The sequence below is a fragment of the Lactiplantibacillus paraplantarum genome (assembly GCF_003641145.1).
Taxonomy (GTDB): Bacteria; Bacillota; Bacilli; order Lactobacillales; family Lactobacillaceae; genus Lactiplantibacillus; species Lactiplantibacillus paraplantarum.
In genome coordinates this window covers 756,818-783,366 of record NZ_CP032744.1, presented here as the reverse complement: position 1 = coordinate 783,366, position 26,549 = coordinate 756,818, and the positions used below count along the sequence as shown (strand labels likewise).

At 45.4% G+C, this 26,549-nt stretch carries 29 protein-coding genes; 8 read left to right on the top strand and 21 right to left on the bottom strand.

Annotated features, from left to right (window positions below; genetic code table 11):
* The first annotated feature begins 11 nt into the window (after nt 1-11).
* From asnS to LP667_RS03710, 3 genes are all read left to right on the top strand, one after another.
* Nucleotides 12-1,307 (top strand): asparagine--tRNA ligase, encoded by a 1,296-nt coding sequence (gene asnS / locus LP667_RS03720; protein WP_021730214.1) that lies wholly within the window; start codon nt 12-14, stop codon nt 1,305-1,307.
* 172 nt (nt 1,308-1,479) lie between these two features.
* Entirely contained in the window at nt 1,480-2,109 is a 630-nt protein-coding gene (locus LP667_RS03715; RefSeq protein WP_021730213.1) for an NAD(P)H-dependent oxidoreductase, read from the top strand.
* A 108-nt stretch (nt 2,110-2,217) separates the two neighbouring features.
* The gene (locus LP667_RS03710) at nt 2,218-2,691 is read left to right on the top strand and encodes a MarR family winged helix-turn-helix transcriptional regulator (RefSeq protein WP_056988367.1); all 474 of its coding nucleotides are present in this window, start codon (nt 2,218-2,220) and stop codon (nt 2,689-2,691) included.
* 366 nt (nt 2,692-3,057) lie between these two features.
* Here LP667_RS03710 and LP667_RS03705 read toward each other — a convergent pair whose 3' ends face one another.
* The 5 genes from LP667_RS03705 to LP667_RS03690 form a co-directional block, all read right to left on the bottom strand.
* Complete coding sequence (locus tag LP667_RS03705; RefSeq protein ID WP_244926167.1) at nt 3,058-3,447, bottom strand: bacteriocin immunity protein; 390 nt, start codon at nt 3,445-3,447, stop codon at nt 3,058-3,060.
* Entirely contained in the window at nt 3,417-3,554 is a 138-nt protein-coding gene (locus LP667_RS16965) for a helix-turn-helix transcriptional regulator (protein ID WP_021730210.1), read from the bottom strand. Before LP667_RS16965 ends, LP667_RS03705 begins: the two co-directional genes overlap by 31 nt.
* A gap of 99 nt (nt 3,555-3,653) precedes the next feature.
* Entirely contained in the window at nt 3,654-4,406 is a 753-nt protein-coding gene (locus LP667_RS03700; protein WP_021730209.1) for a helix-turn-helix domain-containing protein, read from the bottom strand.
* A gap of 68 nt (nt 4,407-4,474) precedes the next feature.
* Entirely contained in the window at nt 4,475-4,969 is a 495-nt protein-coding gene (locus tag LP667_RS03695) for a kinase (RefSeq protein ID WP_021730208.1), read from the bottom strand.
* 88 nt (nt 4,970-5,057) lie between these two features.
* A complete protein-coding gene (locus LP667_RS03690; RefSeq protein ID WP_003645748.1) occupies nt 5,058-5,177 on the bottom strand; it encodes a putative metal homeostasis protein in 120 nt (39 codons plus the stop codon).
* A 137-nt stretch (nt 5,178-5,314) separates the two neighbouring features.
* Between LP667_RS03690 and LP667_RS03685 the strand changes: the two genes are divergently transcribed.
* Together LP667_RS03685 and LP667_RS03680 are read left to right on the top strand one after the other, a co-directional pair.
* Complete coding sequence (locus LP667_RS03685; protein WP_021730207.1) at nt 5,315-5,845, top strand: histidine phosphatase family protein; 531 nt, start codon at nt 5,315-5,317, stop codon at nt 5,843-5,845.
* A gap of 13 nt (nt 5,846-5,858) precedes the next feature.
* Nucleotides 5,859-6,383 (top strand): histidine phosphatase family protein, encoded by a 525-nt coding sequence (locus LP667_RS03680; protein ID WP_021730206.1) that lies wholly within the window; start codon nt 5,859-5,861, stop codon nt 6,381-6,383.
* Nucleotides 6,384-6,456: 73 nt separating this feature from the next.
* Here the strand turns inward: LP667_RS03680 and LP667_RS03675 are convergent, their stop codons facing one another.
* The 5 genes from LP667_RS03675 to LP667_RS03655 form a co-directional block, all read right to left on the bottom strand.
* The gene (locus LP667_RS03675) at nt 6,457-8,991 is read right to left on the bottom strand and encodes a M1 family metallopeptidase (protein WP_056988366.1); all 2,535 of its coding nucleotides are present in this window, start codon (nt 8,989-8,991) and stop codon (nt 6,457-6,459) included.
* Between the two features lie 189 nt (nt 8,992-9,180).
* Nucleotides 9,181-9,753: a hypothetical protein gene (locus LP667_RS03670; protein ID WP_021730204.1), complete on the bottom strand. Its 573-nt coding sequence runs from the start codon at nt 9,751-9,753 to the stop codon at nt 9,181-9,183.
* 104 nt (nt 9,754-9,857) lie between these two features.
* Nucleotides 9,858-10,190, bottom strand: coding sequence for a PTS lactose/cellobiose transporter subunit IIA (locus tag LP667_RS03665; protein WP_021730203.1), 333 nt, complete (start codon nt 10,188-10,190; stop codon nt 9,858-9,860).
* A gap of 362 nt (nt 10,191-10,552) precedes the next feature.
* Entirely contained in the window at nt 10,553-11,566 is a 1,014-nt protein-coding gene (locus LP667_RS03660) for a DUF4767 domain-containing protein (RefSeq protein WP_021730202.1), read from the bottom strand.
* A 131-nt stretch (nt 11,567-11,697) separates the two neighbouring features.
* A complete protein-coding gene (locus LP667_RS03655) occupies nt 11,698-12,498 on the bottom strand; it encodes a fumarylacetoacetate hydrolase family protein (protein WP_021730201.1) in 801 nt (266 codons plus the stop codon).
* 144 nt (nt 12,499-12,642) lie between these two features.
* Between LP667_RS03655 and LP667_RS03650 the strand changes: the two genes are divergently transcribed.
* A complete protein-coding gene (locus tag LP667_RS03650) occupies nt 12,643-13,122 on the top strand; it encodes a GNAT family N-acetyltransferase (protein ID WP_021730200.1) in 480 nt (159 codons plus the stop codon).
* 49 nt (nt 13,123-13,171) lie between these two features.
* Here LP667_RS03650 and LP667_RS03645 read toward each other — a convergent pair whose 3' ends face one another.
* The 10 genes from LP667_RS03645 to LP667_RS03600 all read right to left on the bottom strand — a co-directional run bounded on the left by LP667_RS03645 (nt 13,172) and on the right by LP667_RS03600 (nt 22,364).
* Nucleotides 13,172-13,612 (bottom strand): Asp23/Gls24 family envelope stress response protein, encoded by a 441-nt coding sequence (locus tag LP667_RS03645; protein WP_021730199.1) that lies wholly within the window; start codon nt 13,610-13,612, stop codon nt 13,172-13,174.
* Nucleotides 13,613-13,682: 70 nt separating this feature from the next.
* The gene (locus LP667_RS03640) at nt 13,683-14,105 is read right to left on the bottom strand and encodes an Asp23/Gls24 family envelope stress response protein (RefSeq protein WP_021730198.1); all 423 of its coding nucleotides are present in this window, start codon (nt 14,103-14,105) and stop codon (nt 13,683-13,685) included.
* A 14-nt stretch (nt 14,106-14,119) separates the two neighbouring features.
* Nucleotides 14,120-14,302, bottom strand: coding sequence for a hypothetical protein (locus LP667_RS03635; protein ID WP_021730197.1), 183 nt, complete (start codon nt 14,300-14,302; stop codon nt 14,120-14,122).
* A 12-nt stretch (nt 14,303-14,314) separates the two neighbouring features.
* Nucleotides 14,315-14,860, bottom strand: a complete 546-nt coding sequence (amaP, locus tag LP667_RS03630; protein ID WP_021730196.1) for an alkaline shock response membrane anchor protein AmaP — start codon at nt 14,858-14,860, stop codon at nt 14,315-14,317.
* Between the two features lie 11 nt (nt 14,861-14,871).
* Nucleotides 14,872-15,126, bottom strand: coding sequence for a GlsB/YeaQ/YmgE family stress response membrane protein (locus LP667_RS03625; protein ID WP_021730195.1), 255 nt, complete (start codon nt 15,124-15,126; stop codon nt 14,872-14,874).
* Between the two features lie 277 nt (nt 15,127-15,403).
* On the bottom strand, nt 15,404-17,248 hold the full coding sequence (locus tag LP667_RS03620) for an acyltransferase family protein (protein WP_021730194.1): 1,845 nt from the start codon (nt 17,246-17,248) through the stop codon (nt 15,404-15,406).
* A gap of 40 nt (nt 17,249-17,288) precedes the next feature.
* Nucleotides 17,289-17,621: an MORN repeat-containing protein gene (locus LP667_RS03615; protein WP_056988365.1), complete on the bottom strand. Its 333-nt coding sequence runs from the start codon at nt 17,619-17,621 to the stop codon at nt 17,289-17,291.
* A gap of 401 nt (nt 17,622-18,022) precedes the next feature.
* Nucleotides 18,023-18,379, bottom strand: a complete 357-nt coding sequence (locus LP667_RS03610; protein WP_021730192.1) for a hypothetical protein — start codon at nt 18,377-18,379, stop codon at nt 18,023-18,025.
* Nucleotides 18,380-18,445: 66 nt separating this feature from the next.
* Complete coding sequence (locus LP667_RS03605) at nt 18,446-19,513, bottom strand: DUF4767 domain-containing protein (RefSeq protein ID WP_021730191.1); 1,068 nt, start codon at nt 19,511-19,513, stop codon at nt 18,446-18,448.
* Nucleotides 19,514-19,661: 148 nt separating this feature from the next.
* On the bottom strand, nt 19,662-22,364 hold the full coding sequence (locus LP667_RS03600; RefSeq protein WP_021730189.1) for an SEC10/PgrA surface exclusion domain-containing protein: 2,703 nt from the start codon (nt 22,362-22,364) through the stop codon (nt 19,662-19,664).
* Nucleotides 22,365-22,526: 162 nt separating this feature from the next.
* Between LP667_RS03600 and LP667_RS03595 the strand changes: the two genes are divergently transcribed.
* A complete protein-coding gene (locus LP667_RS03595) occupies nt 22,527-22,841 on the top strand; it encodes a helix-turn-helix domain-containing protein (RefSeq protein WP_033609205.1) in 315 nt (104 codons plus the stop codon).
* A gap of 131 nt (nt 22,842-22,972) precedes the next feature.
* Here LP667_RS03595 and LP667_RS03590 read toward each other — a convergent pair whose 3' ends face one another.
* Nucleotides 22,973-25,483, bottom strand: coding sequence for a CAP domain-containing protein (locus LP667_RS03590; protein ID WP_021730187.1), 2,511 nt, complete (start codon nt 25,481-25,483; stop codon nt 22,973-22,975).
* A gap of 388 nt (nt 25,484-25,871) precedes the next feature.
* On the opposite strand from LP667_RS03590, the gene LP667_RS16960 reads away from it, so the two are divergent.
* Nucleotides 25,872-26,543 carry an MFS transporter gene (locus LP667_RS16960; RefSeq protein ID WP_021730186.1) on the top strand — a complete coding sequence of 224 codons (672 nt, stop codon included), beginning with the start codon at nt 25,872-25,874 and terminating at the stop codon, nt 26,541-26,543.
* The last annotated feature ends 6 nt before the right edge of the window (nt 26,544-26,549 follow it).

Sequence of the window (26,549 nt, the reverse complement as noted above, 5' to 3'; positions counted from 1 at the left end):
TGATCAATATCATGGAAACCATTAGTATTATCAACGCTGCTGACCATGTCGATGAACAAGTTAAGATTGGGGTGTGGCTCAGTAATAAGCGTTCCAGCGGCAAAATTGCCTTTCTACAATTGCGTGACGGCACCGCGACTTTTCAAGGGGTGGCATTAAAAAATGAACTTGGTGAACCAGCTTTTACGCAGCTGAGTGATCTCGCGCAAGAAACTAGCCTATGGGTCACCGGCACGATTCATGCCGATGCCCGTTCGCCCTTTGGCTACGAACTTGCCATCTCACAATTTGAAGTGGTCGGCACCAGCCACGACTACCCGATTACGCCCAAGGACCATGGTATTGATTTCCTGTTGGATCATCGCCATCTCTGGCTACGGTCATCGCGTCCTAACGCGATTATGCGAATTCGCAACGAGGTCATTCGAGCCGTTTATGAGTTCTTCAACGATCGTGGCTTCATTAAGATTGACGCGCCGATTTTGACGGGTTCTGCTCCAGAAGGCACGACCGAATTATTCAAAACTGATTACTTTGGTCAGGACGCCTACTTATCACAATCCAGCCAGTTATATGGTGAAGCGGCCGCCATGGCGTTCGGCAAAATCTTCACGTTTGGACCGACTTTTCGGGCCGAAAAATCCAAGACCCGCCGGCATTTAACGGAATTTTGGCAACTCGAACCTGAAATGGCTTGGATGCATCAAGATGAAAGTCTAGAAGTTCAAGAACAATTGGTAGCCTACCTCGTCCAAGCTGTGATTGACCATTGTCCCCACGAACTCGCCGTTTTGGATCGGGATGTTGCGACGTTGCAAAAGTACACCAAGCTCCCATTTCCACGAATTTCGTACGACGATGCCATTACGCTACTTCAAGCGAACGGCTTTGACGTCGACTGGGGTGTCGACTTTGGCTCACCAGAAGAAACATTTTTGGCAGAACACTTTGATCAACCAGTCTTTGTCTTGAACTATCCCAAAGCAATCAAAGCCTTCTACATGCAAGCCCACCCCACTCGCGGTGATGTCGTCATTGCAGCTGACCTGTTAGCACCTGAAGGGTATGGCGAAATCATCGGCGGTTCCGAACGTTCGACGGATTATGCTTACTTGAAGGAACGGTTATTAGCCAGCGGTCAAGACTTGCAGGATTACGAGTGGTATCTCGATTTACGCAAATATGGTTCAGTGCCGCACTCTGGTTTCGGCATGGGTCTGGAACGCTTTCTGGCTTGGATCACCTTGCAAGATCACGTTCGCGAAACCATTCCGTTTCCGCGTATGTTGCACCGTATTTATCCGTAAAGCCGTGACAACTTTGTGCTAGTGGCACTGGTTAATCAAAATTAATCGTGCATCCTTTAAGCTCCCCACGCATTTTCGAATGTGTGGGGAGCTTTTTTTACCTATTTTGTTGACAAGCAACAACATTCGATTTACAATGTTGCTTGTCAACAAAATTAAGGAGCTGTTTAAAATGACAAAATTATTAATGATTAATGCCCATCCACACACGACCGTCCCCAGTGCTTCACTGACCGTTGCAGCGAGCTTTAAAGCTGCGTATCAGCTAGCCCATCCGAACGATGAGATTACGACGCGCGACCTCTATCAGGACGGCGTGCCAGCTTTGAATGACGTCACCTTCGAAGCTTGGCGCAAACAAAAATACGGTGAAGACCTTACGTCAACGGAGGCTGAACTACTTAGTCGGCATGCCGCCTGGCTAGATGAATTTCTAGCAGCTGACAAGATCGTCTTCGTCAACCCAATGTACAATCACTTTCTACCAGCCGAACTCAAACAATACTTAGACTTAACCGCCGTCGCCCGTAAAACTTTTAAGTACACGGTCAACGGTCCGGTCGGCTTATTACCCGCCAAACACGTCTTACACATTCAGGCTGCGGGTGGCTATTATCACCAACCTGATCAACACAACCAGGTTGAAGCAGGCGACCCCTACCTCCGTGGGATGATGCAACTGTATGGGATTCAGGATTACCGAACCATCTTCATTGAAGGATTGGACCAATTCCCAGAACAGCGGGAACAGGCCATTACTGCCGCACAGGTAGCAGCAGAAAAACTCGCCGGTGAATTTTAAAACCGGTATAATAATAGTAATAAAAGCTAATGATTAATTGATAATTGCGCGCTAACCACCACGAGAACCAGTCGCCGTGACGCACAATTATCTAAGGGGGATCAATCGATGTCAATATCCACGGAACAGACAATTCTAACGCAACTCAAAACGATTCGAACCAAGCGTGCTTCTACTACTAGTGAACAGAAATGGTTACAGCAGCATATCACCGAAGCCAATCTACGCCGCCTGTTGCCGGATATTTCCATCGTTGGCCTACATTTATTATCTGAACTAGAGGCCGGTCCACAAACGGGCATCGACTTAGCCACTAACCTCGGCGTCACTCGAGGTGGTGTGACCCGGGCAGCCAAACGACTCGTAACGCAGGGCTTAATTTGCTCATTCCAGCAACCCGATGATCACAAAAAGATCTTTTACCGCTTAACGCCGAGTGGTCGTAAGCTGGCCCGCTATCATGATAAGATGCATGCAACCCGCAACCACCAAGCAATCACGCTCCTCCATGAGCATTACTCACCAGCAGAACTTGCGGTGATTCAACGCTTCTTGGCCGATTTGACGGATTATGAAGCTTAATAATGTCCAACCAAAAACACCGCTACGACTAATGCGTTCGTTAGTCACAGCGGTGTTTTTGAATTTCTAATGATTAGTGATTTTGTAACCGATACTTGCTAATTGCCATAATCAATGACAACGTGTTAAGGATCAATGACAAACTACTGAGGATCAAACTCGTTTTTGTAATACGCATGAGCGGCCTCCATTGATTGAATTTGTTAACTCTAGTTTACCGGTATTACGCACTAAAAGATACTAAAAGCACTAGGTGATTCGTGAGTTGTGCAATCAGTGGTTAATCAATTTGCGTTTTACTTTCAAAATCAATCACCGGTAGTGAATCATGTTCAACCCCACCAGCTGTTGCATTAGTTGCTCATTTTATGGTGATAGTTTGATTTGTTGTTGCCGCAGACATTTGGAGATGTCTAGGTTCATTCTGTCGAATACTCCCAGTACTGAACCAGTTCGCTGTTCCAATAGTTCCTGATAATAAGTTGCCAGCAGCTGTCGTAACGGTTGCTCGTTCGTGGTATTTAGATTAGCAACTAAATCACTAATTATGCCCACAGCAACACGTGCCCGATCCCGCCCCCCGCTGTACCATTTCACCGTCATATCTGTTCGACTCCTTTTACGCAATAACAACTGCCACCATGGTCGCTGAACAGCTCTTCTGCTCAAACCTAATAACTCATCCGTTGAGACAGCAAATAGTTTGCTCAGTGCTGCCAACAACTCTAAATCTGGATAACTTTTCCTAACTCCCACTTGGAAATAGTTTGCCGTGAGACGTGTAACTGCTCCGCCACCATCTGCTGAGACCATTCATGCTGTTGTCGTTGCTCTTTTACTTTAGTACCAATCACAATTTTCATCCTACCGCTCCTCTATTAAAATACTAGACTATTTGGGTGCACCAATTCATTGCAGCACACTTAAGCACTACCGCAACGGTTGGTTGCAACCACTCAAGATCAAGTCTCGGTATGAAAATGTTGATACAACGACTTTCCTGAAACTAACAATTCCACAACTTGTTGAGGATCATCAACCGTCACACCTTGTCGTTGCAAATAACTGACAAATTGCGGTAAATAGTCGCTGGCCCTCAACGCACATTCTAGCTGATAAGTTTGGGCATTAGTCTTTAAAATCAATTGAAAATAATCCGGATTGAAATCAAATGGTGAAAGTCGTTTGCGACACCGATAACTGATGGTAACCCGCTGCAGATCTGTATAGTGGATTAGTTGACGCCGTGGACAATTAACCACAATTTGGCGAAACTTCGTCAATGTCGATGCAGCATACGTATGCAACTCAATGGTAGCAGGCTGAATCACCCAGTAACTATTGATTTCCACTGGAACGACCACAATCAAGCCAACAATATAAAGTGAGAAAAAGAGCCACCACGGCTGATAACCAAAACCAGTAAATAATAGACAAACAAATAGCCAAAATAATCCGAGGCCCAGAAGTCGCCCAAAGCTTAGTCGTCGACCAACAATATATGGTTTTGGAAAAAAAGCACTACCACGAACTAATTCATCCAAGGATAGATTATACAGATCCGACAGTGCCAGTAAATTATCGATTGACGGAATCGCTTTTCCGCGTTCCCACTTAGACACCGCCTGAGTCGTAACAAATAACTTGGACGCTAATTGTGCCTGTGTCAATCCATACTGACAACGACGCGTTTTCAATAATGCTGCGAGTAACATTGGCTCATCCCCCTTTATGATTTCAGCTTAATCCTCAACCACGATCAAACCAATCAACTCATGGTTGTTTAGTCACAATCATACATGGCAGTCATAATTTGTTGAACTTCCGTGGTTAAATCTTGTTGCTCGTCAATTAAGACTTCGTTAGCAACGTCCAACGTATCATGTGGAAGCCACCACCGACGCATGTCTTCCACACCAAAATCACGATGACGCTTTTGATGACGCGCCAAGGTCGTGGCAAAGCTCACTTCAAAATAATAAGTGAGGACGCGTGGAAACGATTGACTAAGCCGCGCCAACATTTCCCCATACCGATCACGTGCTAAGATACCTTCCACAATGACTACAGGCACACGTCCCAGCCCATAACACGCAATTTGTTCAATCAGACCAATTGAAATATTTCCCGGGTAATCATGACTCATCAGCATGTCGCGGCGAACGACATCTTGGGACACTAGCAACGTATGATGACCCACGCGTCGTTGCAACGCCTGCGCTAGCGTCGTCTTGCCACTCCCAGAATTCCCCCGAATAATCACCAAAGTTGTTTCCATCCACATGTCCTCCACCCATTCCTGTATCTTAATCATACCGCACAGCTAACAAAAAAACGTTAACCAAATTGGCTAACGTTCGCTGACACTATTTGGCTTTACTGGCATTACGTCGGGCATCATGTAAAATCTTCAATGCGCGTTTCCGCGATTTTAAATTGGTTCCCCGTAGACGCCTGCGCGCACTTGCTAAATCTTGTTTTTCCATCATGGGTGCCTCCTTCTAAATGGTAATAATTACCATTTAAATTATATCAACTATTCGATAATTGGCAATAATAAAGTTCCTCAATCAGGCCCCAGCCAGTATAATATAAGTAAAACAACATAACCGAGGTCTTTTTAATGCGAGTCTATCTCATTCGTCACTCCGAACCAACTTATCAACAGATCACCGCGGCTGGACTAACTGGTTTTGGTCGCGAACTCGGCGGCTTAACTGACCGTGGTATTATGTTGGCACAACAGTGTGCCCAGCAGCCGTTGTTTGCACAAGTCCAATTAATTCTGTCGTCCCCCTACACGCGCGCCTTACAGACGGCATTGGAAATCGTACGTTTTAATGATATTCCACTAAAGGTCGAACTTGGGTTACACGAGTGGCTGCCCGATGACACGGGGAGTCGGACTGATACCGATGAACAAGCGGCCACGGCCTATAAGCTCTATCGACAACACGCTGGCAAGCGCAGCACCGCTAGTCCCCTCCCCTACGAATCGGCAGCTGAAATGAAGGCCCGAGTTTTGGCAACTTTGAATAAGTATGCCGCATCTTACGATTACATCGCCTGCGTCACACATGGCGAGGTCATGCGGCAGTTTGGCGATCAGAAAGACGTGGGTTATTGTGGTGTGCGTGTTATTACGATTGATTAGGAGGTCGGTGATTATGAAAATTTACTTGATTCGGCATGGTGAACCGGATTATGGCCCCGTCACCAATGCTGGATATACCGGGTTTGGACGCGATTTAAGTCCACTCACTAAGCAAGGTGTTTTGCAGGCCCAACATTGCGCTGAACAACCAATTTTTAATGAGGTCCAGCTCATCTTAGCCTCGCCCTATACTCGAGCGCTGCAAACTGCAACCGAAATCGTTCGGCGGCATAACCGACCATTACAAGTCGAGTTAGGCCTTCATGAATGGTATCCTGATAAATCAGGCTGGCAAATAAAAAGCGGTCATCAAGCAATGGCCGCCTACGATGAATATACTGCTAACCATGGTCAAACTAATGAAACTCAAACCTGGGACTATGAAACTAGTGCTGACATCCGCCACCGTGTCCAAGCGGTTTTTGATAAGTATCAGCATTACCAGTGTATCGCCTGTGTCACTCATAGTGAAGTCATGCGGCAATTTGGGGACTGGCGGCGAATTGGGTATTGCGAAGTAAAAATGATTCAGCAATGAATAGTAGCTATCAATAAAAGAAGCTAAGTTTGATTGACACCATCAACCGAACTTAGCTTCTTTATTAATTAGATTATTTTACAACTTCCGCAACCGCCGCATTCACCGCGTCACGTTCATCCTCAACTAAGGCAACGCGACTGGCGATGACCTTCGTATCCATCTTAATTTCACGCGTTAAACCAGGCGTGTTGATCTTTGGTTCAAAGAACGCCTTGAATTCTGCTAAACGTTCAGCCGTATGGAAGACCCGTGAGATGACGGTGATATAAGTGGTAAATTCCATGTCACCACCAACCGTAGCTTCCAACCATGACCATTCGTCGCGAATCCAATCCCAAGCTGCTTGTTCACCAGCTGGATTAGCCAAGACACCGCGGAACCAAGCCCGCAAGTCTTGTGGCTTGATCGTATCCGCATCTTCAAACTTCACAACTAACTGTTTGATTAATTCGAGGTCCGTAGTTGCGGTCAATGCGTCACAAATATCAGCCTTGTAACTAGCATCGGCCGTCTGCCGTGATGCCATCAATAAACTATCGAATAAGTCCTTGCTACCAAAGTTCTTGACTTCATTCCGTAAAATGAAGACCCGTACATCGGCTGGTAAGGTCGCTAACTGATCACGGTTACCTTCGAATAATTCATGGGCAGCCAATACGGCCGCACTATTCTTGGCGTACAAAGCCGCGCTCAAGACATATGGCCGCGTCAACTGATCATCGTTAGATTCACCAGCTTGTGGCAACCACCCTAACCGTTTAACCTGAGCGGCACTCAATTGGTCAAATAACGTTTGTAAATGCTTTTCTTCATCAGAATCTGGCGTAACAAACTTACGTAAGTTACCCGCAACTTGGTACAGCGCTGCGTTAACGACCGTTGAATGGCTAGCTGCAAACCGGCTTAATAATGGCACAACGGCTGCGTATGAGATTTGACGACCTTCAGCTAATAACCGTAAGTCTTGTAGCAACTGTAATTGGTCAATGGCCGTTAAGTCATCAACATGCGCTAGAATATCATCCAATAACGTTTGGTCATACTTGACGATGAAGTGGGAGTTATTCCCAACGTTCAAGCGGAATGGCTGCCCACTCGCATCACGTAATTTGGCATAATCGCCGACCGTCACAGCCTGATCCTTCATAATCGCTGGTGCCGCCTCATAGTTGCTATTCAACGGAATCTGCCACTGACGACCGACTTCTTCACCTTCACCGATGAAGAACTGTTGTTGTGACAAGGTCAACTGACCGTCAACAACCGCTGCCGTAACCACTGGATAGCCAGGTTGTTCCAGCCATGAATGCATGATGTCGCCAACTTGCATCCCAGAAGCATCTCCTAAGGCGTTCCACAAGTCATCACCCTTGGCATTACCATATTTATGATTGATAAAGTACTGCTTTAAACCTGCTCGTAAGGCATCATCACCAACTAAGGCTCGCGCCATTACTAACATCCGCGCACCCTTAGCGTAGACAATCGCCCCGTCAAAAATCGAGTCGATTTCGGCCGGATCTTCCACCTGAACGTGGACTGACTGAACCCCATCCGTGGCATCCCGTGGAAGCGCCATTGATGCTTCAGACGTTTGGAAAGTTTCCCAAATATGCCAGTCTGGTTCTAAGGCATCCGTCGCCACATATTCCATCATGTTGGCGAAACTTTCATTTAACCAGAGGTCATCCCACCACTTCATCGTGACCAAATCACCGAACCATTGATGGGCAAGCTCATGGGCAATCACCGTGGCGACTCGTTGTTTCGTTTCGAGGGCCGTGTTGTCAGGATCTAATAGTAAGTAGGCTTCCCGATAAGTAACTAAGCCCCAGTTTTCCATCGCACCAGCTGAGAAGTCTGGTAAGGCCAATTGCCATGAGTGTGGCAATGGATATGGCGTCTGATAAAAATCTTCATAAAACTCGATTGAGCGCTTGGCAATGTCCAAAGCAAAGTCGAGCTCGTTAGCCTTGTGGGCCTTAGTACCGAAAACACCGATGGTCACGCCACTCTTGGTCTTCGTCTGCTTGCCTTGTAATTCACCAAAGGCAAACGCAATCAAGTAAGTCGACATCCGCACCGTGGTTTCAAAGTAATGCACCCCATCGGCTTCGTGGTCTTCGGGCATGTTGCTTAAGATCGTCTCACCATCATGTTCATCGTACTTGATAGCAAGATCAAAAGTCGCTTTAGCTTCTGGTTCATCGACACACGGAAAGGCTTGCCGGGCCGCAGTCGTTTCAAATTGCGTCCCGATTAATTCTTTCTTCACACCGTTGACTTCGTAATATGATGGGTAGATACCCATCATCGTATCCGTCAATTTGGCGCTGTACGTAATCGTCAAAGTTGTTTGACCGACCTTAGCAAGTTCAATTCGAATTCCTTGAATCGCATTATCCACAGTAAAGGGCACGTCCGCACCATCGGCTTGGACACCAGCAATGGTCAGACCATTCTGATGAATCAGCACTTCCTGCGCCTTAGCATCCCCGGTAATCGTTGACTTCCCCGAAATCAGCTTATCTGCCCGGTTAATATTGATATAAAGATCGTAATGTTCTGGTTGAAATGTTTCGTAAAAATGAGTTGTGGTTGCCATATTATTCTCCTCGTTTTTTAAGAATATATTCATTATACGACAATTGCGGGTGGAATGCGTCCTCTGCCGCCCATGAATTTGTAACTCACATTAAGTTGGCTTGGCACCAATCACCGACAATCCAGATTATTAATGACTATAGTTCTGACGGTATCGTGCTATTCATAATAGTTGATTTCAACGATAGTATCACGCTGCCTGACTGAAATCTTCGAGTGATTTTTCAAACTCCGCATCCGCCAACACCGGCTGCCACTTTAACGACTGGCCCACCGGCTCCAACATAATGTAGCGACAGCTGTAACGACGCTCAAAGTTGACCGTGGCTGGTAATAATTCAACGTGACGCATATCATCTTGAATCCAAGCCGTTGGCAACCAACTTGTGACGCGACTGGCATCGACACTTAATTCCTGCAACCGCTCAGCAAACCGTGTCCGCATCAGCAACGGCGCGTCCATCGGTGAACCAGCCACGTCAATGGCAACTTGAAAGTGACCTACATACAGCGCCCCCAAATCATAGATTAAGCGTTCATGCTTATGTAGCGCGATGGCGCCCGTAACTGGTTGCCATGCAGCAGTCGCTAATGTTGCCTGATTAATCTTGGTCGCCACAAAATAACGTTGCGGTCGGATGGTACGGGTAGCTAGTGGTACTGATAAACTCGCTTTTGTCAGTAGTTTCGGATTGGCAGTAAAACATTGGTCAGTAATCTTCTGAAATTTGTGATCATGTTCATTACTAAAAGTAACTGTCATTTTTTAACCCCATCTCTATCCGTTTAATTTGCTACCAAGTACCCGCTTCTAAGATCTAATCGTGCACTATCAACGCTGCCTTCAAATCAACGCAATACCGCTGCCTAGGCTACTTCTGGTTCCCACCGTTCAAACGCCCCCATCAAGTTCTCTGTCATCTGAAACTCGCCCATTACACTGACCAACGCCGACTGCGCATTCATGAAGAGTGTCGAATGGACAAACCGTTGGGCTTGCGCATTCTCGACTAATCGCCGAACTTGCAAGCGCTGGGCCGTCATCAGTTCAACTTCGGCCCGGCTTAGCTTTTCACGTGCTGCTCCGTACCGATAACTTGCAATATCTGTCAAGGCAGCTGCTACCAGTGAACGAGCACTACCAATTTTTAAAATCATCGTCATCGTAACGTTGAGCGTGTGTTCCGTATTCTTTTGCATATTTTTCACCCTTTTCACTTAAATTTCCTACTCTTTGACCAATTGCGCACACCTGCGTTGACGGTAGTCATCATCATCACGCCATTCCCCCAAACGACAGTAATCATGACCGATAACTAACTTTAACTATTGCGCTGTTCACACGTTCAAAAGATTTAGCTAGCTGTCTTGACACCGTGAACTTATGTCATAGTATAGCATTACTTTTCAGAAAATCACTCTTGGCTTTTCAATATATACACAAACTTTACAAAATGAAATCCGGGGCAATTTACGTGCATTTGTCCCGGCTTTTTCATTAATATTATATTTTCACAATAATTAATTTATCCTACCCAAACTACCGCTCATGACACCCTTAATTAGTCTAATGAGTCAGCGGCTGGACTGGTCTTTGATTCATCCCCATATTGCCAGTCACGCATTTGATTTGCCGCGGCTGCTGAAGGATAGGCGTTATTATCGAACCAGGCCCCAGCACCACTAGCATTCATTAAGACTGGAATTTGGCGGCCATCAAAATAATGATAACGCACGTATTCAAAGTTACCGGCCCCAGCAGTTTGCTCGGCCCCCATAATATGAATCCATTTTTGTCCCTCAGCTGCCGCATAAGATAGCTTCAACCCGTCGGTATCATTTTGCGTCATCGAATTAATCTTGTGATCGTACTTATCATAATAATACCAAGTCCCTTGATAACCTTGAGGCCATTGATTAGCCTTCGCATCACGACTCATGTTCACGTTCAACGCACTATCTGTCAGTGTCGTCGGTCGACTGCCCGTAATGATCTTAGCAAAGCCGGCTTGCAACGCACTGTTTTGCGTATCATGAATGAACAGTTCATCACCGTTCGTTGTCTGAGTCACAAAGACGACTGGCCGTCGATTATGGAGGCAGAAAAAGTACGTGTTTGGATACTGCGCATTCGCCTTGCCACCGGTGGCGACCGCCACCACTTGAAATTCACTACTATCTTCACCGTCTTTAGACCATTTGAGATCCACTGACTGCGAACCCCATTTAATTCTGCCAGCTAAGCTATCGTCGCGCAAAGCATCAGGAAAACGAAAGCCTAAATGATCAGGAGCCTTATCATCATAAGTCCCGACATAAGTTTGTCCCATCTCACGTTGCCACGAAGCCATAAATGTCGATAAAGCCGCTTTTTTGCCGACATTCCATAACGTGGCCTTAGCTTGCGATCCCGATTCATTGGTTGACGTTGCATTACCTCGCTTGGTGGTCTGCTTTGACGCCACCTTAGTTGACATTGCTTTTTGACTCGTCTTAGGCGCTGACGACTTGGACGAGTTTGAACATCCCGCCAATAGCAAACTTCCTAATACTAATCCGACCCACACCTTTTTCATATCTCTCCTCACCGGTCCCGCACCGGTATCCCCCTATTAAATGATTACTTTTATGGTACCAAAAAAAGTCGGTATTGTGATTGGCGTTATATTATAAACCTTCACCACTCACACTTACCGACTACGTTCATTTATTTAATTTTGATATTTAACGCCCCTAAATGCGTAATTTCACCGCACAGTTGATCGCCGGCTTGCAAGAAGACTTGGGGATTGCGACCAACGCCGGTCCCACTAGGCGTCCCGGTAAAAATCAAATCACCTGGTTGTAACTCACAGATTGTCGACAGGTAGTGCACCAAATCTGGTACCTTGAAGATCAGTTGGCTCAACGGCGCTTGCTGCATCGTCTGACCGTTGACGGTAGTCGTGATTACTTCATCGTCTAAGTTAGCCAGTTCATCGACGGTCGTCAACCACGGTCCAACTGGTGCGTAGTTTTCAAATGACTTGCCCATTGAAAATTGCGGATTGTCATTTTCAAACTGTACGGCTCGGTCCGATAAATCTTCACCAACCATCACCCCGGCAACGTGGGCCATCGCATCAGCCGCCGCAATCTCGCGACCACCCTTACCAATCATCACAACCAGCTCAGTTTCCCAGTCAGTCTGGGGGCCATGCGTCGCCACGGTCACGTTCGCTGGTGCCAGTGAACTGCTAAACTTCGTAAAAATACTTGGGACCTTCGGCAGGGTAATGTGGATCTCCGCCGAATGGTCGCGGTAGTTCATGCCTACCGCAAAAATCTGCCGCGGATTAGTGACGGGTGCCGCTAATTCTTGTGGCGCAAACGTTTCAATCGAACCAAGCTGCCGGTCCAGCGCTGACATATATAGCGCTTCCAAAACTGTCTTCGCGTTTAAAACGGCTTGTCCATGCTGTTCATCCGTAATGATAAACGGTCGGTTTGCTCGCATGCCAATTTTCATATTAATCACCTCATTGATATTATTGTACACTTTTGTGCCAAATAAAAATATTAATGATACTGACAATCCCAATAATGAACTTCACTTGATTATGGTATTTTGATGAGTTAAGCTAGCATAAAATTAGAAAGTCTATTTTAGAGAATGCCGATGAGAATCATCTCCTTATCTCAGGCTAACGCTGAGAAAATAGCAACTTGGCACTACCCAAGCCAATACGCCTTTTATAATACCGACGCCGACGCTGAAGATTATGCTGAAATTTTGTCTTCTAAGCAACGTGGGAACCGCTTCTATCAAGTTACCGATGACCATGACAGCAACCTACTAATCGGCTATTTTGCCATTGAAGCGACCGCCGACGCCGATGTCCTGGAAGTAGGCTTGGGAATGACACCCGTCTTAACCGGGCATGGGTACGGACTAAGTTTCGTCCAAACACTAGTTGCATTCATTGTCAGCCATTATCAGCCACGTGAATTACAATTACACGTAGCTGAGTTTAGTCAACGCGCCCAAATCACATACCAGCGAGCAGACTTCGAGATTAGCAAGTGCTACTCACAGACCGATACAGATGGTAAAGTTTATCCATTTATCATCATGAGCCGAAATTTCACCTAAAAAAGGTACCCGCCTAATTTGCGGGTACCTTTAACCGTTGCGACTGCCATTAATGTGGGCCGTCATCCTTTGGTTCTGGGTGTTTCTTTTCTGGCGCTTTTTCGTGCTTGTCATTTTGTTGCCGCCATTCCTCCGTCGTTAACATGTCTTTAACGACTAATTTTAACTTGGTCACTTGATAACCAGTCATTGATTTGACGGCCTTAGCAACCTTATCTGCCACGCGTGCTAAGATTTCCTGACCATTCTTACCATAAGCCAGAATAGCCGTTAATTCGATTCCGACCGTCTGATCATCGTCATCGGTATCCACTGACACACCGGTCTGCGGACGATCCTTATCCGTAAAACGGTTGGAAATGTCATCAATCAGATTTCCTTGTAAACTCAATACGCCTTCAACTTCTTGAGCTGTATTACTGGCAATCTTTGCCAATACCGTATCGTCAAAAACAACTTCTGGTTTTAAAGATGTCGCTGTTGCTTCCATCAAAATTCCTCCTTGTTTTGTCAAAAATCAACTTGCCAATGAATACTCTAGTAGTCGCTAATCGACCATCCTATTCGACTTGCCGTTTCTCCGTTGACTGATCCGTATTTGGCTTGCCAGTGGCCTGATCTTGCCAATCGCGCTTGCTCATGACGTCACTGACATGCACTTTGATTTCGATGACTTTTAAGCCTGTATAACGTTCAACGTCTTGCTGTACACGCTGACAGATTTGGTTAAAAATCTGCCGCATATCCTTACCGTATTCAACGATCATTGTCATGTCCAATGCGACTTGCTTCTTGCCAACTTGCGCATCGACCCCCTGCGTCGGGTCAGCCTCATCACGAAAACGGTTGGTCAAGTTGCTTAACATGCCGCCTTCTAGGGATAACACGCCATCAACATTGCGTGAAGCCAAACCGGCGATTTTTTCAATCACACCGTCATCAAACGTCAATTGAGTCTGTAATTGTTGTTCTGGTTGTGCCATTGTAATTCCTCCCATTATTTAGATAAATACTCACTCAACTTCTGGCTAAGTGCGGCTAGATCAACATGGACAAAGCGTCCAATTGCCCAGCCAATCAGCCCTAAAACTGCGACTAATAAGACTGCCGAAAAACTGGTTAACACCCAGACAATACCTAAAAGCAGTCCAATCAGAAAACCATACTGTGCGTTACTCATCAGGACCCTCCTTTACACCACGGTTAACTTACGTTGGTGATTTGCTGGCTTAACTTGTACTACCGGTTGTTCAACCGTCAATCCCAACTGGTTTTTCAAATAATCTTGCGCCAAACTGGCGGCCTGTTGGGCCGTTGTTTCCAACTGCGCATCGGTATTCACCATTGCGTCAATCTTCACCCGTACCCGGCGCCGACGTCGTAATTTTAAATGAACTTCGGGATCAATCAGATTTAACTGATTAACGAGACGGTACTGTAAATCACGTTCCAAAGCCCGTTGAGGAATCGTTAACTGACCAACTTTGCCATCATACGTCAACGTACTGACTTTAACTGGTCGAAACAAGCCGACGATTACCAATAAGATACCGACGATTCCTGCAATGACTGCAAAGACCATCAACAAGCTACTCCAGACCATTGGGTAGTTAACCGTTACTTCCGATAACCAGGCCGTCAGCCACGGAATCGGGTACAGCTGTCCCAGTTCGAAAACCGCTAATAACACCAATACAATTCCGACTAACGTCACCGTAAACTTAGCTAAGCGGCTCATCTAATCACCGCCTAACGTTTCTTACGCATGCCGAAGATTGCAGAAACAATTAAGACTAAGATAATTGCACCCAAGATTGATGGCACCAATGCCATACCAGCTAACGATGGTCCCCAAGTACCAAGCAATGCTTGCCCAATCCAAGCACCAATTAAACCGGCAATAATATTACCAATAATCCCCATTGGAACGTCACGGCTAGTAATTGCACCTGCTAACGCACCAATCACACCACCAACAATTAATGACCATAGCCATCCAAACATTCTAATCACTCCTTAAAGTTTTATTTGATTACATGCTTATGATAACTATAATTTTATTAACGAACAATCAATATGCACATCGTAGCTTATTAACGACTTGATAATCGGGTATAATTCTAATTAGCCACGCTTGGCCCTGCAGTCTTCTACATTTACCAACGCAAAATAAAAATCAGCTTGCAATATTGCAAACTGACTTTGAATTTCTTGTCAAAAATCAACTACTTTTCGCTTCACTCCGGTTAAGTGGCCAACCACTTTTACAGGCAACCTCATGTTAGGCAGACTTGGCCGGCGTCTTTTTAGCAACTACCAACGCCTGATTGATCACTTTGGCATACAGAATATCGCCAGCCCGAATACCGCCAAAGTGTACACCATCCGTGCCCCTAAAGACTTCCGGATGTTGAGCCGCTATTTTTCCCCAATCTGCAATTGTAATGAACTTATACTTAGCTGGTAGGCGTCGCTCCAAAACTGCTAGCTTCGATGAGTTCCAGTCCGCATCAGCCCGCGCATTATAGGGCGTCATCAAAATCAACTTATGTCCTGGTTGCAAATCATGAATGATTTTCATAGTTTGTTCTTCGTAATCATCCAACGCATTGGTCCCAATGCAAATCACCACGTATTGTCGTAGCGTATGGTTTCGCTGCTGGTTCATCATTACTTTGTACGCCAGGTTCATCGTCCGATCGCCTTCCGCATCAATGCTGCTATTAGGGACATGGGCGCCTAGATAACTGCGCGTTCCCAATGTGACACTGTCACCAATGATCGAGACTCCCGGCGTCTTCGCTTGATCGGCTTTGGGGGCCGTCTTTTTCTTTGGCGCCACGGCCGCTAACACAGCATCGTGGGTCGTTCCAATTTTATCAATATCCTGATAAATGCCACTCACCCATAAATTCTGTTCCAGAGTTGAGAGTTGTGGTGCATTTTTGACCACGACCCCGGTATTAACTGCCAACAACACTCCTGCGGTGATAACAGGTAACTGCAATTGTCGCCACGTCAAGGTATGGCCGAAGACGTGCGCCCGTTTGCCCGCAATCGCTGGCTCCAATACATAGTATGACAAAGCAGATAAAATGATTGAAAGCACCGTTGTCACTAGTGCGGCTAGCCAGTTGACCATCATATGCGAAAAAATCACGTACAACGGCCAGTGATAGAGATAAACGCTATAACTGACATCCGCCAAAAACGTCATCCAGCGTGGTTCATTAAGATTGGGCGTCTGATCATGTAGCAACCGGGCACCGTAGATCATGATTCCCGCGAGTACGGTCGCAAGCAATAGCCCGCCCTGATACGTTTGTAGCGCCTCGAACTTCATTTGGTAGCCCAAAGTTACTAGCAGGGTGAAACTAATGAGCATCACCGCACCAGCAATAATCGGGTTGCAGTGCGCGGTGGTCCAACGATAGACCGGTCCCTGGGCTTTGATACCACTTAAGACACCGATAAGCCCGCCGACAAAGAACGGAAAGCAATGCGTCAAACTTGAAAAGTAGACCGGTGAAAAATCTTTCAGACCCACTGCCCCAAAATACATCATGGTAAAACTTTCGACTGCAAAGACAGTGGTCAAAAGACCTAACCCCCAACGAAAACGCGTCAAAGCACGCCGGCCACTTGCTAAGCGCCGACTGATTTTGGCGACCAACCACGCAATCAGGCCCCATAAAATATAAAAGTGCATTTCAACCGCTAATGACCACGTATGAACAAACAAGTGCGGGATGAATTTGTTTTCATAACTGCCACCCGTCGCAATTTCAAAATAATTAGTCGTAAATCCGAGGGCCGCCGCGACCTGCTTACCAATGTCGGTCACAAAATCATGATCAATCAAGTAAGTTAGCGGTAAGACCAGCAACACCGCGATAAATAATGGTGGCACAATTCGATAAAACCGGCGACCGTAAAAAGCCATTAATTTAAAATTATCCGAGCGGGCAAATTCGTCCACCATTAATGACGTAATCAAAAACCCTGAGAAGGTAAAGAAGATGTCCACCCCAATAAAACCGCCAGTAAACTGGGTTTGGAAAAAGTGGTACGTCAATACCAGCACGAGCCCCGTTATTCGTACTAAACTAAACCATTTAATCCGCATTTTCTAACTTACCGTCCTCCATAATTTTTTGGGCATAAGTCTAGTTGCCAACCCGCAACTTGACTACGCCATTCAGCTCGCCTTTGCTGAAGTCCCCTTGCAAGCGCCAGCCGTTCGGTGCAATGAATTCGCCTGGGCCTTCAAAGCGACCGTTCGCAAAATTACCAACATAACGTCCCTGTTTCTGAATTTGCAAGGTCCCCTGACCGTCAAATTTATGTTTGAGCACTGCCCCGCTGTAGCTCATCCGACCGTGATCCAATTGGACACTCTGTCGCTTCGTTGTAGCTGGCATTAAACTGATAACCGCAAAAGTTAAAATACCGACAATCGTGATAATTTCAAAGATCATTCTGCTCCTGATTTTTCCCATACCGCTCTTCCTTTCACAACTTACTTTCCCTTGCAACTTACACCACAGACGTTCCCAGTCGTCTACTGGTTTACACATTCCGTCTTAATCATTAACGAAAACCAACGATTTACAAGTAATTACACATATAAATTAGTTTACTTAAATAATTAAAATTATTCTAATAGTTACACTAATTAATATATTACTAAACATTTGACCTGACGGGTAGATGAAAATCAACAGTTGCTGATTTTTCATTAAGGACGACGTCAACTTTTATAAACTCAACTAAAAATCAATCATGCTTAGCCCGACACACGAAAAAGCAGCCAACTCAATGACTGCTTTTCCTAGCGATTACTTTCATCGATACAATAAATTGGTCCTGGTCATCTAACTTTGCTTTAATCAACCTCTTATTACTCTTTTTTTATCAATTGCTGACCGTTTTGAATTGATAATACTTTTTTATCTTTAGAAAGTTTAGCAGTCGCCCCATTGGCGGTTTTTCCCTCAAAGGTTACTTCATTATCTTCCACATTAAATGTACCAGTATACTTATCCCTATAAGTCTTTTTATTTCCAAACATGTTAACCGTCTTTACGACTGTTTCTTTATAGTTTTTGCCGTCAAAAACAATCGTATCGGTTCCCAATTCTTCACTTGTACTTGTATACGTTCCCTGCAATCCGCGTGGCTTTAGTGCAATTATGGCAATCACAATCACTACAATACCAATAATAACGCCGATGATACTTTTCTTAGAAACTGTCATCTACTTCCTCCGTTGCTGTATATACTTATTTACCTGCATGACGATCATTCAAGCTTTCATTTTTTATTAATTCCTAGCAATTCGAGCAAAACCCTCTTTAAGTTTCACATTCTCAGTCTCTCCCAGAGTAGGCGTCCCATCCCGGCTTTGATCAACGAGCACGATTGGGCTGTCATTTCTAAACGCAAAGAAATAGGTAATATGGTTAGGCAGTGGCGGCTCAGTCCCATCATGGTTGTAAATCGCGACAACGTTATATTCATGTGTGCCCTTACCGCTTGGTGCCCAAGCAATCGAAGCCCGTTGTCCCTTGAAGATGACATCTGACAAATGACGCGGATACAATAATCCGGTCGAAATGTCTAATTCATGCACACCATCATACTTGGTATAATCCTGGTTCATCGTCTGTGACCATTGCGTCATAAATGCGTCCAGCTGCTTGTCTTTACTAGTATTCCACAGCGCACCATTTTTCTGATTAGCTGCCGTTGTTGAACTGGCGCTTGTCGTATCTTGCGCAAAGACCTGCGTATAATTATTATTACTAGTCCAAACGGTAATTAGATTCTGACGATTAGTGCTGCTAGTACCGTCAACTTGATAATCACTAGTCGTACCGACTGGATAGAACGTCATTGCCCAGTTACTATCATCATCATTTTCAGTTGAGACACTGAATGTTTTGCCATTATTACGAAGCTGGGTAACCTCATTTTTACCATCGACCGCAATACTATTCTTCGTGACGGTCAATGTGCCGGTCGTAATCTTATCTTTCGCTATCGATAATTGCCCGTCGACCTGACTAGTATCAAATTCCATACCATTACCTTTATGATAATTCACTTTGGCACCAATCATTTTCCAGTCACTACCCAGCAGACTACGATAATTACCGGTTTTAATCTCAGCTAGGTTCATATGCGTTCCGGTTACTGTTTCCTTGTTTGTTTGCGAAGATGCCGCGAGACTACTGTGCGCTGATGAAGTCCGTTTACGCGTTGACACACTCGCTGACGAACTCGATGCGCTAGCCGGACTTTGCGCATCTTTCCCGCCGCATGCCGACAGGACCACCAACATCACGATACTCGTCGCGCTTAGCACGATTTTTTTCAAGCCAATCATCATTATTTACGTGAATTCAACGCTGAAATCGTTGAAGAGACGGCGGCAATTCCGGAGTTGACCGCCGTAACACTCCGCTTGTTCTTCAAAAAGTCTAAAAGTTCTTCCCTTGTCATTTGATGCCTTCCCGCTTTCTATTCCAATTTTTTAATTAAATCCGCTTACGACGCTTAGTTGCACCCAGCATCCCAACTAGTCCAATCATCATGAGTCCTAGTACCGAAGCCGTACGACCAGCTGTTTCATCCGTTTGCGGTAATGTGCTGGTTGATTTAGTGGTCGCCGCTGCCATTGCAGCTTTTCGCCGTTGCAGGGTCGTAGCCTGTTCGGTACTTAACGCGCGATGTGCCTTTAAGGTCACTGTGTTGCCGCTCGTTGTAGCATGTTCAGTACCTAATGCGTGCTTCGTATTCAAGGCAGCGCCACTACCATTAGTCGCGTCATACTCAGTATTCGTCACCCGTTCCCCTTGGGCGAACTTAGACTGGTTCGTCTCCTGGTTTGTACGATCAATGGCATCATTGAGTACTTTAGTCTGTAACAACTGGTCTAGCTTAGCTTGCGCCGCGACCAATGCTTGCTTAGCCGCATCGGCAGCTTGCTGTAATTGTTGGTATGTCGCTGCATCACTGTCCGCAGTTGTTTGGGCAGCCTTAAGCGCTTGAACCGCCTGATCATAGGCCGTTTGCGCATCAACAACGGCCTGCTTAGCAGCGGCTAAATTAGCATCCGCATGCGTCAGTGAATCCAAATACGCTTTCTTATTAGCTAACGCTTGTTGGCCAGCCTTTAGCGCTGCTTCCGCACTAGCCAACTTGGCCTTAGCTTGGGTAAGTGCTTGATTAGCAGTTGCGAGTTTAGCCTTAGCCACAGTTAAGCTCGCCTGCTTTTGGGACTGAACCGCCTGGGCAGCTTTTAGCGCCGCTTTGGCATCATTCAATGCTTGTTGCTTAGTAGCATCGCTAGCACTAGTTTCATCAACCGCTTTTTGGGCTGCTGCGACCGCGGCCGTGGCTGTTTTAACGGCGGCTTGAGCGTTGGTTAAGGCAGTTTGGGCACTGACTTGTTGCTGCTTAGCGGTTGCCAAAGCAGTTTTAGCTGCAGTTAATTCGTTTTGGGCCTTGGTCGTATTGGTCTTGGCCGTTGCTAAAGCAGTCTTAGCGGTATTCGCAGCCGTCTTCTTAATGGCGAGGTCGCTTTCCAATTGCTTGATTTCATCAGCGCTGACTGTGTTTGATTCGATTGGTGTTGAATCAAATTTGCTAGTGTCTTGAATAGTGTAGTCATATATGAAATTAAACATACTATCAATAATTTGAGTCCCGTTAGCAACTGGAGCACTTTGATAAGTACCATCACTTGGCGTGTAGAAGCTCCAACCAATACCTAGCCAAACATTCTTACCCTTAGCACCTAAACGATTACCAGCAATACTAGTTGCATGGTCCCATTCATTGCCGTTGAACAAATAAGATTTCATAGCTTCATACAAAGCTTTCTTGAAATCATCTAACGTCATGTTCCATGAATTACCAAGAACCTTACTCATAACAGTAGTCATATCTTGGTCACTCAATTGAGAAAGGCCATTATCTTTAGCGATAGTGTTATTAGTTGCAATATCATGTCCGGCTGAATTTTCATGATTTTCGGATGTATAAGCATCACCAATTTGTTGGCCAACTTGCTTGGAACCATTTGATACTTGAACTTGTTCAGTGCCAAATTGATTGCGAACATTATTGATTAATTGTTGAGCATACGCATTCAATTCAGCCATATACTTATCTAAATCAGATTTACTGTTAATCTTAATGGCTTGGTCGCTACTGTTCGACACATAGCCACCATTTTGTGACCATTCATTCTTAGTTACAGCAAGCAAGGTATCTAAAATTTGTTGATAATTAGAATCGTTTGGAGAGGCCTGACTGTACGCATTCAAAGCATCAATGTAATCTTGGCTCATATGAATTTGATTTGCATTTTCTTGATTAGCTTGAGCGTCATCCAACGCCTTTTGCGCCGCAGCTTGTGCTTGTGTTGCCGTATTAACATTTTGTTGGGCAGCGCTTTGGGCTTGATTAGCCTGATCAACACTCGTTTGCGCATTCGTTACTTTGGTCTGTGCATCACTAGCTGCTTGACTGGCCTGCTTAGTTGCATCGTTAGCCTGATTAACATTGGTCTGCGCTTGACTTAGATCTTGTTGCGCCGTTGCCAAGTTTTGTTGGGCCGTCGCGCTGTCTTTGCCGTCCACAACGTCTTGGGCATGGTCGACTTGTGCTTGCGCGTTAGCAACCGTTTGATTAGCTTGCGTCGCATCAGTATTCGTTTGATCAACTACAGTTTGGGCGCTATTCACACTGTCACCAGCCTTGTCAACATCCGTTTTAGCCGTATCAACTGGTTGCGTTAATTGCTGGTTTTGGTTTTGTTGGTTAGTCACCGCGTCTTGTGCTTGGTTAATCGCATCATCAGTCGCACTATCTGCAACTTGTTGTGCTTTGGCTTCATCGGTCTTGGCCGTACTTAAATCAGTTTGCGCTTTAGTCGTTGTTGTTTGTGCAGTTGACGCTTGGCTTTCTGACTGTGTTGCGGTCTTTTTAGCTGCATCAGCTGCTGTTTGAGCCTGCCCCGTCTTATCTTTGGCATCATTTACAGCAGCTTGCGCATCCTTGATGTTTGCATCAAGTTCTGCCTGACTCGTCTTGGCCGTTTGCGTCTGCCCCGTTGTCGCATTATTAGTCGTTGGATTGGTCGTATCGGCTTGTGCAGTCGCTGTAGTTCCAATCGCTGTTGCGCCCGCAGCAATCAAAGCTGTTGACATTAAAGTAACTCGCGATTTTTTCATAACAAATTCCTCCAATAATCTTGCATTAACAAAATACACTATAAAAAATAGTACTTTAAATCCTTTTCTAGCATTTATAATATCATAATATTAGCTGATTTAGTATAATCAATGCTATTATTGTATTTTAAATACCACTTCTTTCTATAGAATTAAGCTATTATGACAATGGAATATTTTGGTGACAAATTAAAATCGTTAAGAAAAGCAAAGAAACTGACTCAAGCTGAGCTGGCAAAACAACTCGACATTTCAAAATGGGCCATTACCTCTTATGAGCAAGGCAAAACATATCCCAGTATTGAAGTCCTAATCAAAGTTTGCGCTGTCCTCGATACGTCGGCGGACTACTTACTCGGGATTTCCGATAAACTACCGGTAAAGATGAGCACCCTCGGCTTTACGGATGAGGAGGTCCGATTGTTACTACAGTTCTTAAATCTATTTCAGCAAAATCGAACCCCCGAAGATAAATGATTGGATCGGCTATAAATATTTTTACACATTTATCCATAAAACAACCTGAGGCTCAAATATCAAATCAATGATATTTGAGCCTCAGGTTGTTTTATCTGATTGTTTTTGAAATATGAACTTAAAATTTTAAACTACACACGCTTGCGTGGCTTTACTAAACCGAATAACGCCAAACTAGCAGCAAGTAAGCCCACTGCAAGCATTCTTGACGGCTGTTCCTCACCCGTTTTCGGTAAAACTGCTGCCTGGGCACCAGTTGACTGCTGTTTTGCTTTCACGATAGCATTAGAATCATTGCCAGCTGAAGCGTCTACACTAATATTCGTCATGTTGGCAGCATCACTGACATTCACTGTAGCTTTAGCAGTTGTGCCATGCAATGCCGTGATAGTTGCGCTGGCCGGTTTATCGGCCGTTGCTTTTTCAGAGATTTGGTCAGCAATTGCCGTTGTCGTTGTAAATTTGTTCGCTTCGACCCGTGCCAAGAAGGCCTCGGTAGCCGTTAAATCACCTTGAGCGACGGCTAAATCAACTTGGGCGGCGCCAAGCACTTGCCTAAGTTGTGCCAAGTCGGCCTTTTTACTATCAAATTGTGTTTTCTCAACAGCAAGCTGCTTGTTAGCCTGGTCGACTTGGGCCTGCGCTTGAGCGAGCATCGCCTTGGCAGTCGTGATTTGTTGTTCACGCATCGCTTTTTGAGCTTTCATCGCCGCAATCTGAGCTGGTAAGGCTTCAATCTCTGCTGCCAACCGGGAGTTTTCTGCCGTCAAATCAGCGACTAATGTCTTGGCACTGGCTAAGTTTTTAGCCGCCTGATTAGCAGTCGCTTGGGCCGTGGCCGTTTTAACCATTGTCGCCTTCAAGCTTTGATCAGCCACTGATTGTTGCCGTTGCGCAGTTGTCAATTGTGCTTTGGCTTGCACCAAGTTAGCATTAGCCGTTACCAGACTAGCGGCGGCAACTTTGACCTGCGCTTGCTTAGTCGTGACGGCCGCTTGCAACCCACTCGTCTGACTTTGTAACGTCTGCAAACTAGCATTTTGGTTAGCCAGCTTAGTTGCTAACGACTTACCAGTATCTTGCAAGTCATTTAAACTTGCCATTGCAGCATTTAACGTTGCGTTAGCCGCGGCAATCTTCTTCGGATCAGCTGGTGTCGTCTGTACATATTTGAACGTAATAGCCGGTAAGGCCTTCGTCTTGGTGGCAGCATCGGTGTGAGCCGTGTAGAACAGGTTGTAATACTTATTGAATTCTGCTTCAGACATACCACTATTATCAACTTCAAAAGCAGCGACATGTTTGGCTAAATTAGCCGCCACGCCTGCATTACCCTCTGAATAAATTAAGTTGATCCGATGACCGAATGAGCCCGACTCAACGTTATTAGATTCATCGTACCAACCCATGATAGCTTCATAGGCGACTTCTTGATCACTAAGGAACCAATCTGGGAACAGCTGAGTCAGATTTTCTGCATAAATCGAACCAGTATGATCCAAGCCGCCGTCTGTTTGAGCCGCGGCCCGCGCAATCGCATTATTTTGTAGCGCTGCGGTCTGCTTTAGAGCTGGTTGTCCGTTCAATGCCCGTAACTCATTGATATAGTCAAACATGTACTGATTAATCTTATCAACATTGGGCACATAATTGCCGTTTGCTGGATAAGCAACGGTCACGGTTTGCGACCCTGTCAGTTCAGATTGAGGAAATTCAGCAGCACTATACTTGCTCTGAGTTTCCGTTGTGGTCGTTGGCTGTTTAGCTACCGTCAAAGCTGCTTGGGCCGCCGCTAGTTTAGTTTGTGCGCCAGCAACTGCCTGCTTATTCGCATTGATTTGCTTACTAGTGTTTTGAATCGCTGTCTTGGCAGAACTGATTGCCTGCGTATTTTTATTAACCGCGCCTTGAGCAGTCGTGACGGCCGCTTGGGCTTGGTTAACTAGCGTAGCCGCTTTTTGTTGGGTGGTAGTCGCCTGGTCAACGTCCGCCTGTTTCGTTGCAGTCACAGTGTTGGCAACCTTAGCCGCGGACTGGGCCGTAGCCTGATCAGTTTTAGCTTGAGCCAAAGTTGCATCTGCCGTGTTCTTGGTCGCCTGAGCATTCTTTTCGATAGCCGGCTGATTGGTGATAGCAACGTTATTAGTAGCAATTTGTTGTTGATCAGCCGGAATTTGTTGTTCCGCTGCCGCAATTTTTGCTTGATCAGCGTTGACTTGACTTTCAGCTTTAGCGACAACCTGATTTTTAGCCTCAAGTTGTTGTTGTGCACTATCAACTTGAGCTTTGCCAGCATCGTACTGATTCTGTCCGGCCGCAATCAGTTGACTTTGATTAGACACTTGCCCCTGCGCGGTAGCTACTTTAGTTTGCGCAGCGTTAACCTGATTCTTGGCTGCGGCCACGTTCCCCTTAGCAGTTTGCACATTCGTTTGATACTGCTGTTGACTCGTCGGTTTGACGGTCGCTAATTGTTCATTAGTGACCGTCTTAGCGCTCCCCTGTGTCGCACTCGTAGTAGTCGTCTGGTTTCCCGTGCCATTATCAGTCGTTGCGTCGGCCTGCGCATTATTAACACCCAATTGGGTCCCCACGAATAATACCGCAGTGGTAATGCTGGTATATAATAATTGTTTTTTCATAAACTCACTCCCATAAGTTAATATAAATATTATTATAAACCATTGGCGCCACGATGCTAGTCATTTTGTAACCGATTGCGTTAATTGAGTTGCAAGCTTTAAGGCTCGTCCAGCCAGCTTTTTTCTATCACCAGCTTGAAAATGAGCAAAGCTCGAATACTTACCACTAATTTTATTTTATAGTATAAAACTATTTCATTCATCAATAGTAACTAATTCAAAGCCAGCTAATAACAATTAGATTGATTATTTCAAAAACAAACTGCACTTCTGTGACATTATCCTTATACGATTAACGACAACCGCTAGTATACTTTTATTCACTTGTTTCTCGGTTATGAGGCTCGTAGACTCCTAATTATCACATACAGCTGCCAATTCAAAAGGAGTGAGTCCTATCTTCAATCAAATCATTAGCCGTAACCAACATACTGAACGCTTACTTATTATCGGGCTTTTTTGCGGGGTCTTCGTCACTGGTGCCGACGCGTTTATTATTTCGGCACTGCTCCCCGCCATCGCAACTAGCCTTAATGTAGCCGCGAACACCGCAGCTTACGGGGTGACCGTTTACGCACTATGTTATGCCATTGGTGCACCTTTATTCGGCCCATTAGGTGACCGCTTTAATAAACGTTTTTTGCTAATCAGTGGCTGTAGTATTTTCCTATTAGGCACACTACTTTGTGGGCTAGCCAACTCTTTGACAACATTCTATCTTTACCGTGCCATTGCTGGCATCGGTGCAGCTTTATTTGTCCCCAATGTTTGGGCTTTTATTGGCACTTACTTTGATGGTCAACGGCTTGATCAAGTTATGGGAATCGTTATGTCGGCACTTTCATTATCAATCGCTGTCGGTGTGCCACTCGGTGCTTTGCTAGCACAACTCGGCAGTTGGCATATGGCGTTCTGGGGCTCATCCGTACTAACTTTGTTTGCGTTATTGATTTTGACGATTGCCGTACCTCCATTGCCGAGTCAAAATATTCAGCCCGCTGGTTACTTTACAAGCTTTAAAGTATTAGCCCACACCCGCACGCCATTGCCGCCCTACTGATTACGT

Excerpts from the sequence above, each read along its gene's own strand:
- asnS (WP_021730214.1), top strand. The coding sequence starts at position 12 with ATGGAAACCATTAGTATTATCAACGCTGCTGACCATGTCGATGAACAA.
- LP667_RS03715 (WP_021730213.1), top strand. The coding sequence starts at position 1,480 with ATGACAAAATTATTAATGATTAATGCCCATCCACACACGACCGTCCCC.
- LP667_RS03710 (WP_056988367.1), top strand. The coding sequence starts at position 2,218 with ATGTCAATATCCACGGAACAGACAATTCTAACGCAACTCAAAACGATT.
- LP667_RS16965 (WP_021730210.1), bottom strand. The coding sequence starts at position 3,554 with ATGAAAATTGTGATTGGTACTAAAGTAAAAGAGCAACGACAACAGCAT.
- LP667_RS03700 (WP_021730209.1), bottom strand. The coding sequence starts at position 4,406 with ATGTTACTCGCAGCATTATTGAAAACGCGTCGTTGTCAGTATGGATTG.
- LP667_RS03695 (WP_021730208.1), bottom strand. The coding sequence starts at position 4,969 with ATGGAAACAACTTTGGTGATTATTCGGGGGAATTCTGGGAGTGGCAAG.
- LP667_RS03690 (WP_003645748.1), bottom strand. The coding sequence starts at position 5,177 with ATGGAAAAACAAGATTTAGCAAGTGCGCGCAGGCGTCTACGGGGAACC.
- LP667_RS03685 (WP_021730207.1), top strand. The coding sequence starts at position 5,315 with ATGCGAGTCTATCTCATTCGTCACTCCGAACCAACTTATCAACAGATC.
- LP667_RS03680 (WP_021730206.1), top strand. The coding sequence starts at position 5,859 with ATGAAAATTTACTTGATTCGGCATGGTGAACCGGATTATGGCCCCGTC.
- LP667_RS03675 (WP_056988366.1), bottom strand. The coding sequence starts at position 8,991 with ATGGCAACCACAACTCATTTTTACGAAACATTTCAACCAGAACATTAC.
- LP667_RS03670 (WP_021730204.1), bottom strand. The coding sequence starts at position 9,753 with ATGACAGTTACTTTTAGTAATGAACATGATCACAAATTTCAGAAGATT.
- LP667_RS03665 (WP_021730203.1), bottom strand. The coding sequence starts at position 10,190 with ATGCAAAAGAATACGGAACACACGCTCAACGTTACGATGACGATGATT.
- LP667_RS03660 (WP_021730202.1), bottom strand. The coding sequence starts at position 11,566 with ATGAAAAAGGTGTGGGTCGGATTAGTATTAGGAAGTTTGCTATTGGCG.
- LP667_RS03655 (WP_021730201.1), bottom strand. The coding sequence starts at position 12,498 with ATGAAAATTGGCATGCGAGCAAACCGACCGTTTATCATTACGGATGAA.
- LP667_RS03650 (WP_021730200.1), top strand. The coding sequence starts at position 12,643 with ATGCCGATGAGAATCATCTCCTTATCTCAGGCTAACGCTGAGAAAATA.
- LP667_RS03645 (WP_021730199.1), bottom strand. The coding sequence starts at position 13,612 with ATGGAAGCAACAGCGACATCTTTAAAACCAGAAGTTGTTTTTGACGAT.
- LP667_RS03640 (WP_021730198.1), bottom strand. The coding sequence starts at position 14,105 with ATGGCACAACCAGAACAACAATTACAGACTCAATTGACGTTTGATGAC.
- LP667_RS03635 (WP_021730197.1), bottom strand. The coding sequence starts at position 14,302 with ATGAGTAACGCACAGTATGGTTTTCTGATTGGACTGCTTTTAGGTATT.
- amaP (WP_021730196.1), bottom strand. The coding sequence starts at position 14,860 with ATGAGCCGCTTAGCTAAGTTTACGGTGACGTTAGTCGGAATTGTATTG.
- LP667_RS03625 (WP_021730195.1), bottom strand. The coding sequence starts at position 15,126 with ATGTTTGGATGGCTATGGTCATTAATTGTTGGTGGTGTGATTGGTGCG.
- LP667_RS03620 (WP_021730194.1), bottom strand. The coding sequence starts at position 17,248 with ATGCGGATTAAATGGTTTAGTTTAGTACGAATAACGGGGCTCGTGCTG.
- LP667_RS03615 (WP_056988365.1), bottom strand. The coding sequence starts at position 17,621 with ATGGGAAAAATCAGGAGCAGAATGATCTTTGAAATTATCACGATTGTC.
- LP667_RS03610 (WP_021730192.1), bottom strand. The coding sequence starts at position 18,379 with ATGACAGTTTCTAAGAAAAGTATCATCGGCGTTATTATTGGTATTGTA.
- LP667_RS03605 (WP_021730191.1), bottom strand. The coding sequence starts at position 19,513 with ATGATGATTGGCTTGAAAAAAATCGTGCTAAGCGCGACGAGTATCGTG.
- LP667_RS03600 (WP_021730189.1), bottom strand. The coding sequence starts at position 22,364 with ATGAAAAAATCGCGAGTTACTTTAATGTCAACAGCTTTGATTGCTGCG.
- LP667_RS03595 (WP_033609205.1), top strand. The coding sequence starts at position 22,527 with ATGACAATGGAATATTTTGGTGACAAATTAAAATCGTTAAGAAAAGCA.
- LP667_RS03590 (WP_021730187.1), bottom strand. The coding sequence starts at position 25,483 with ATGAAAAAACAATTATTATATACCAGCATTACCACTGCGGTATTATTC.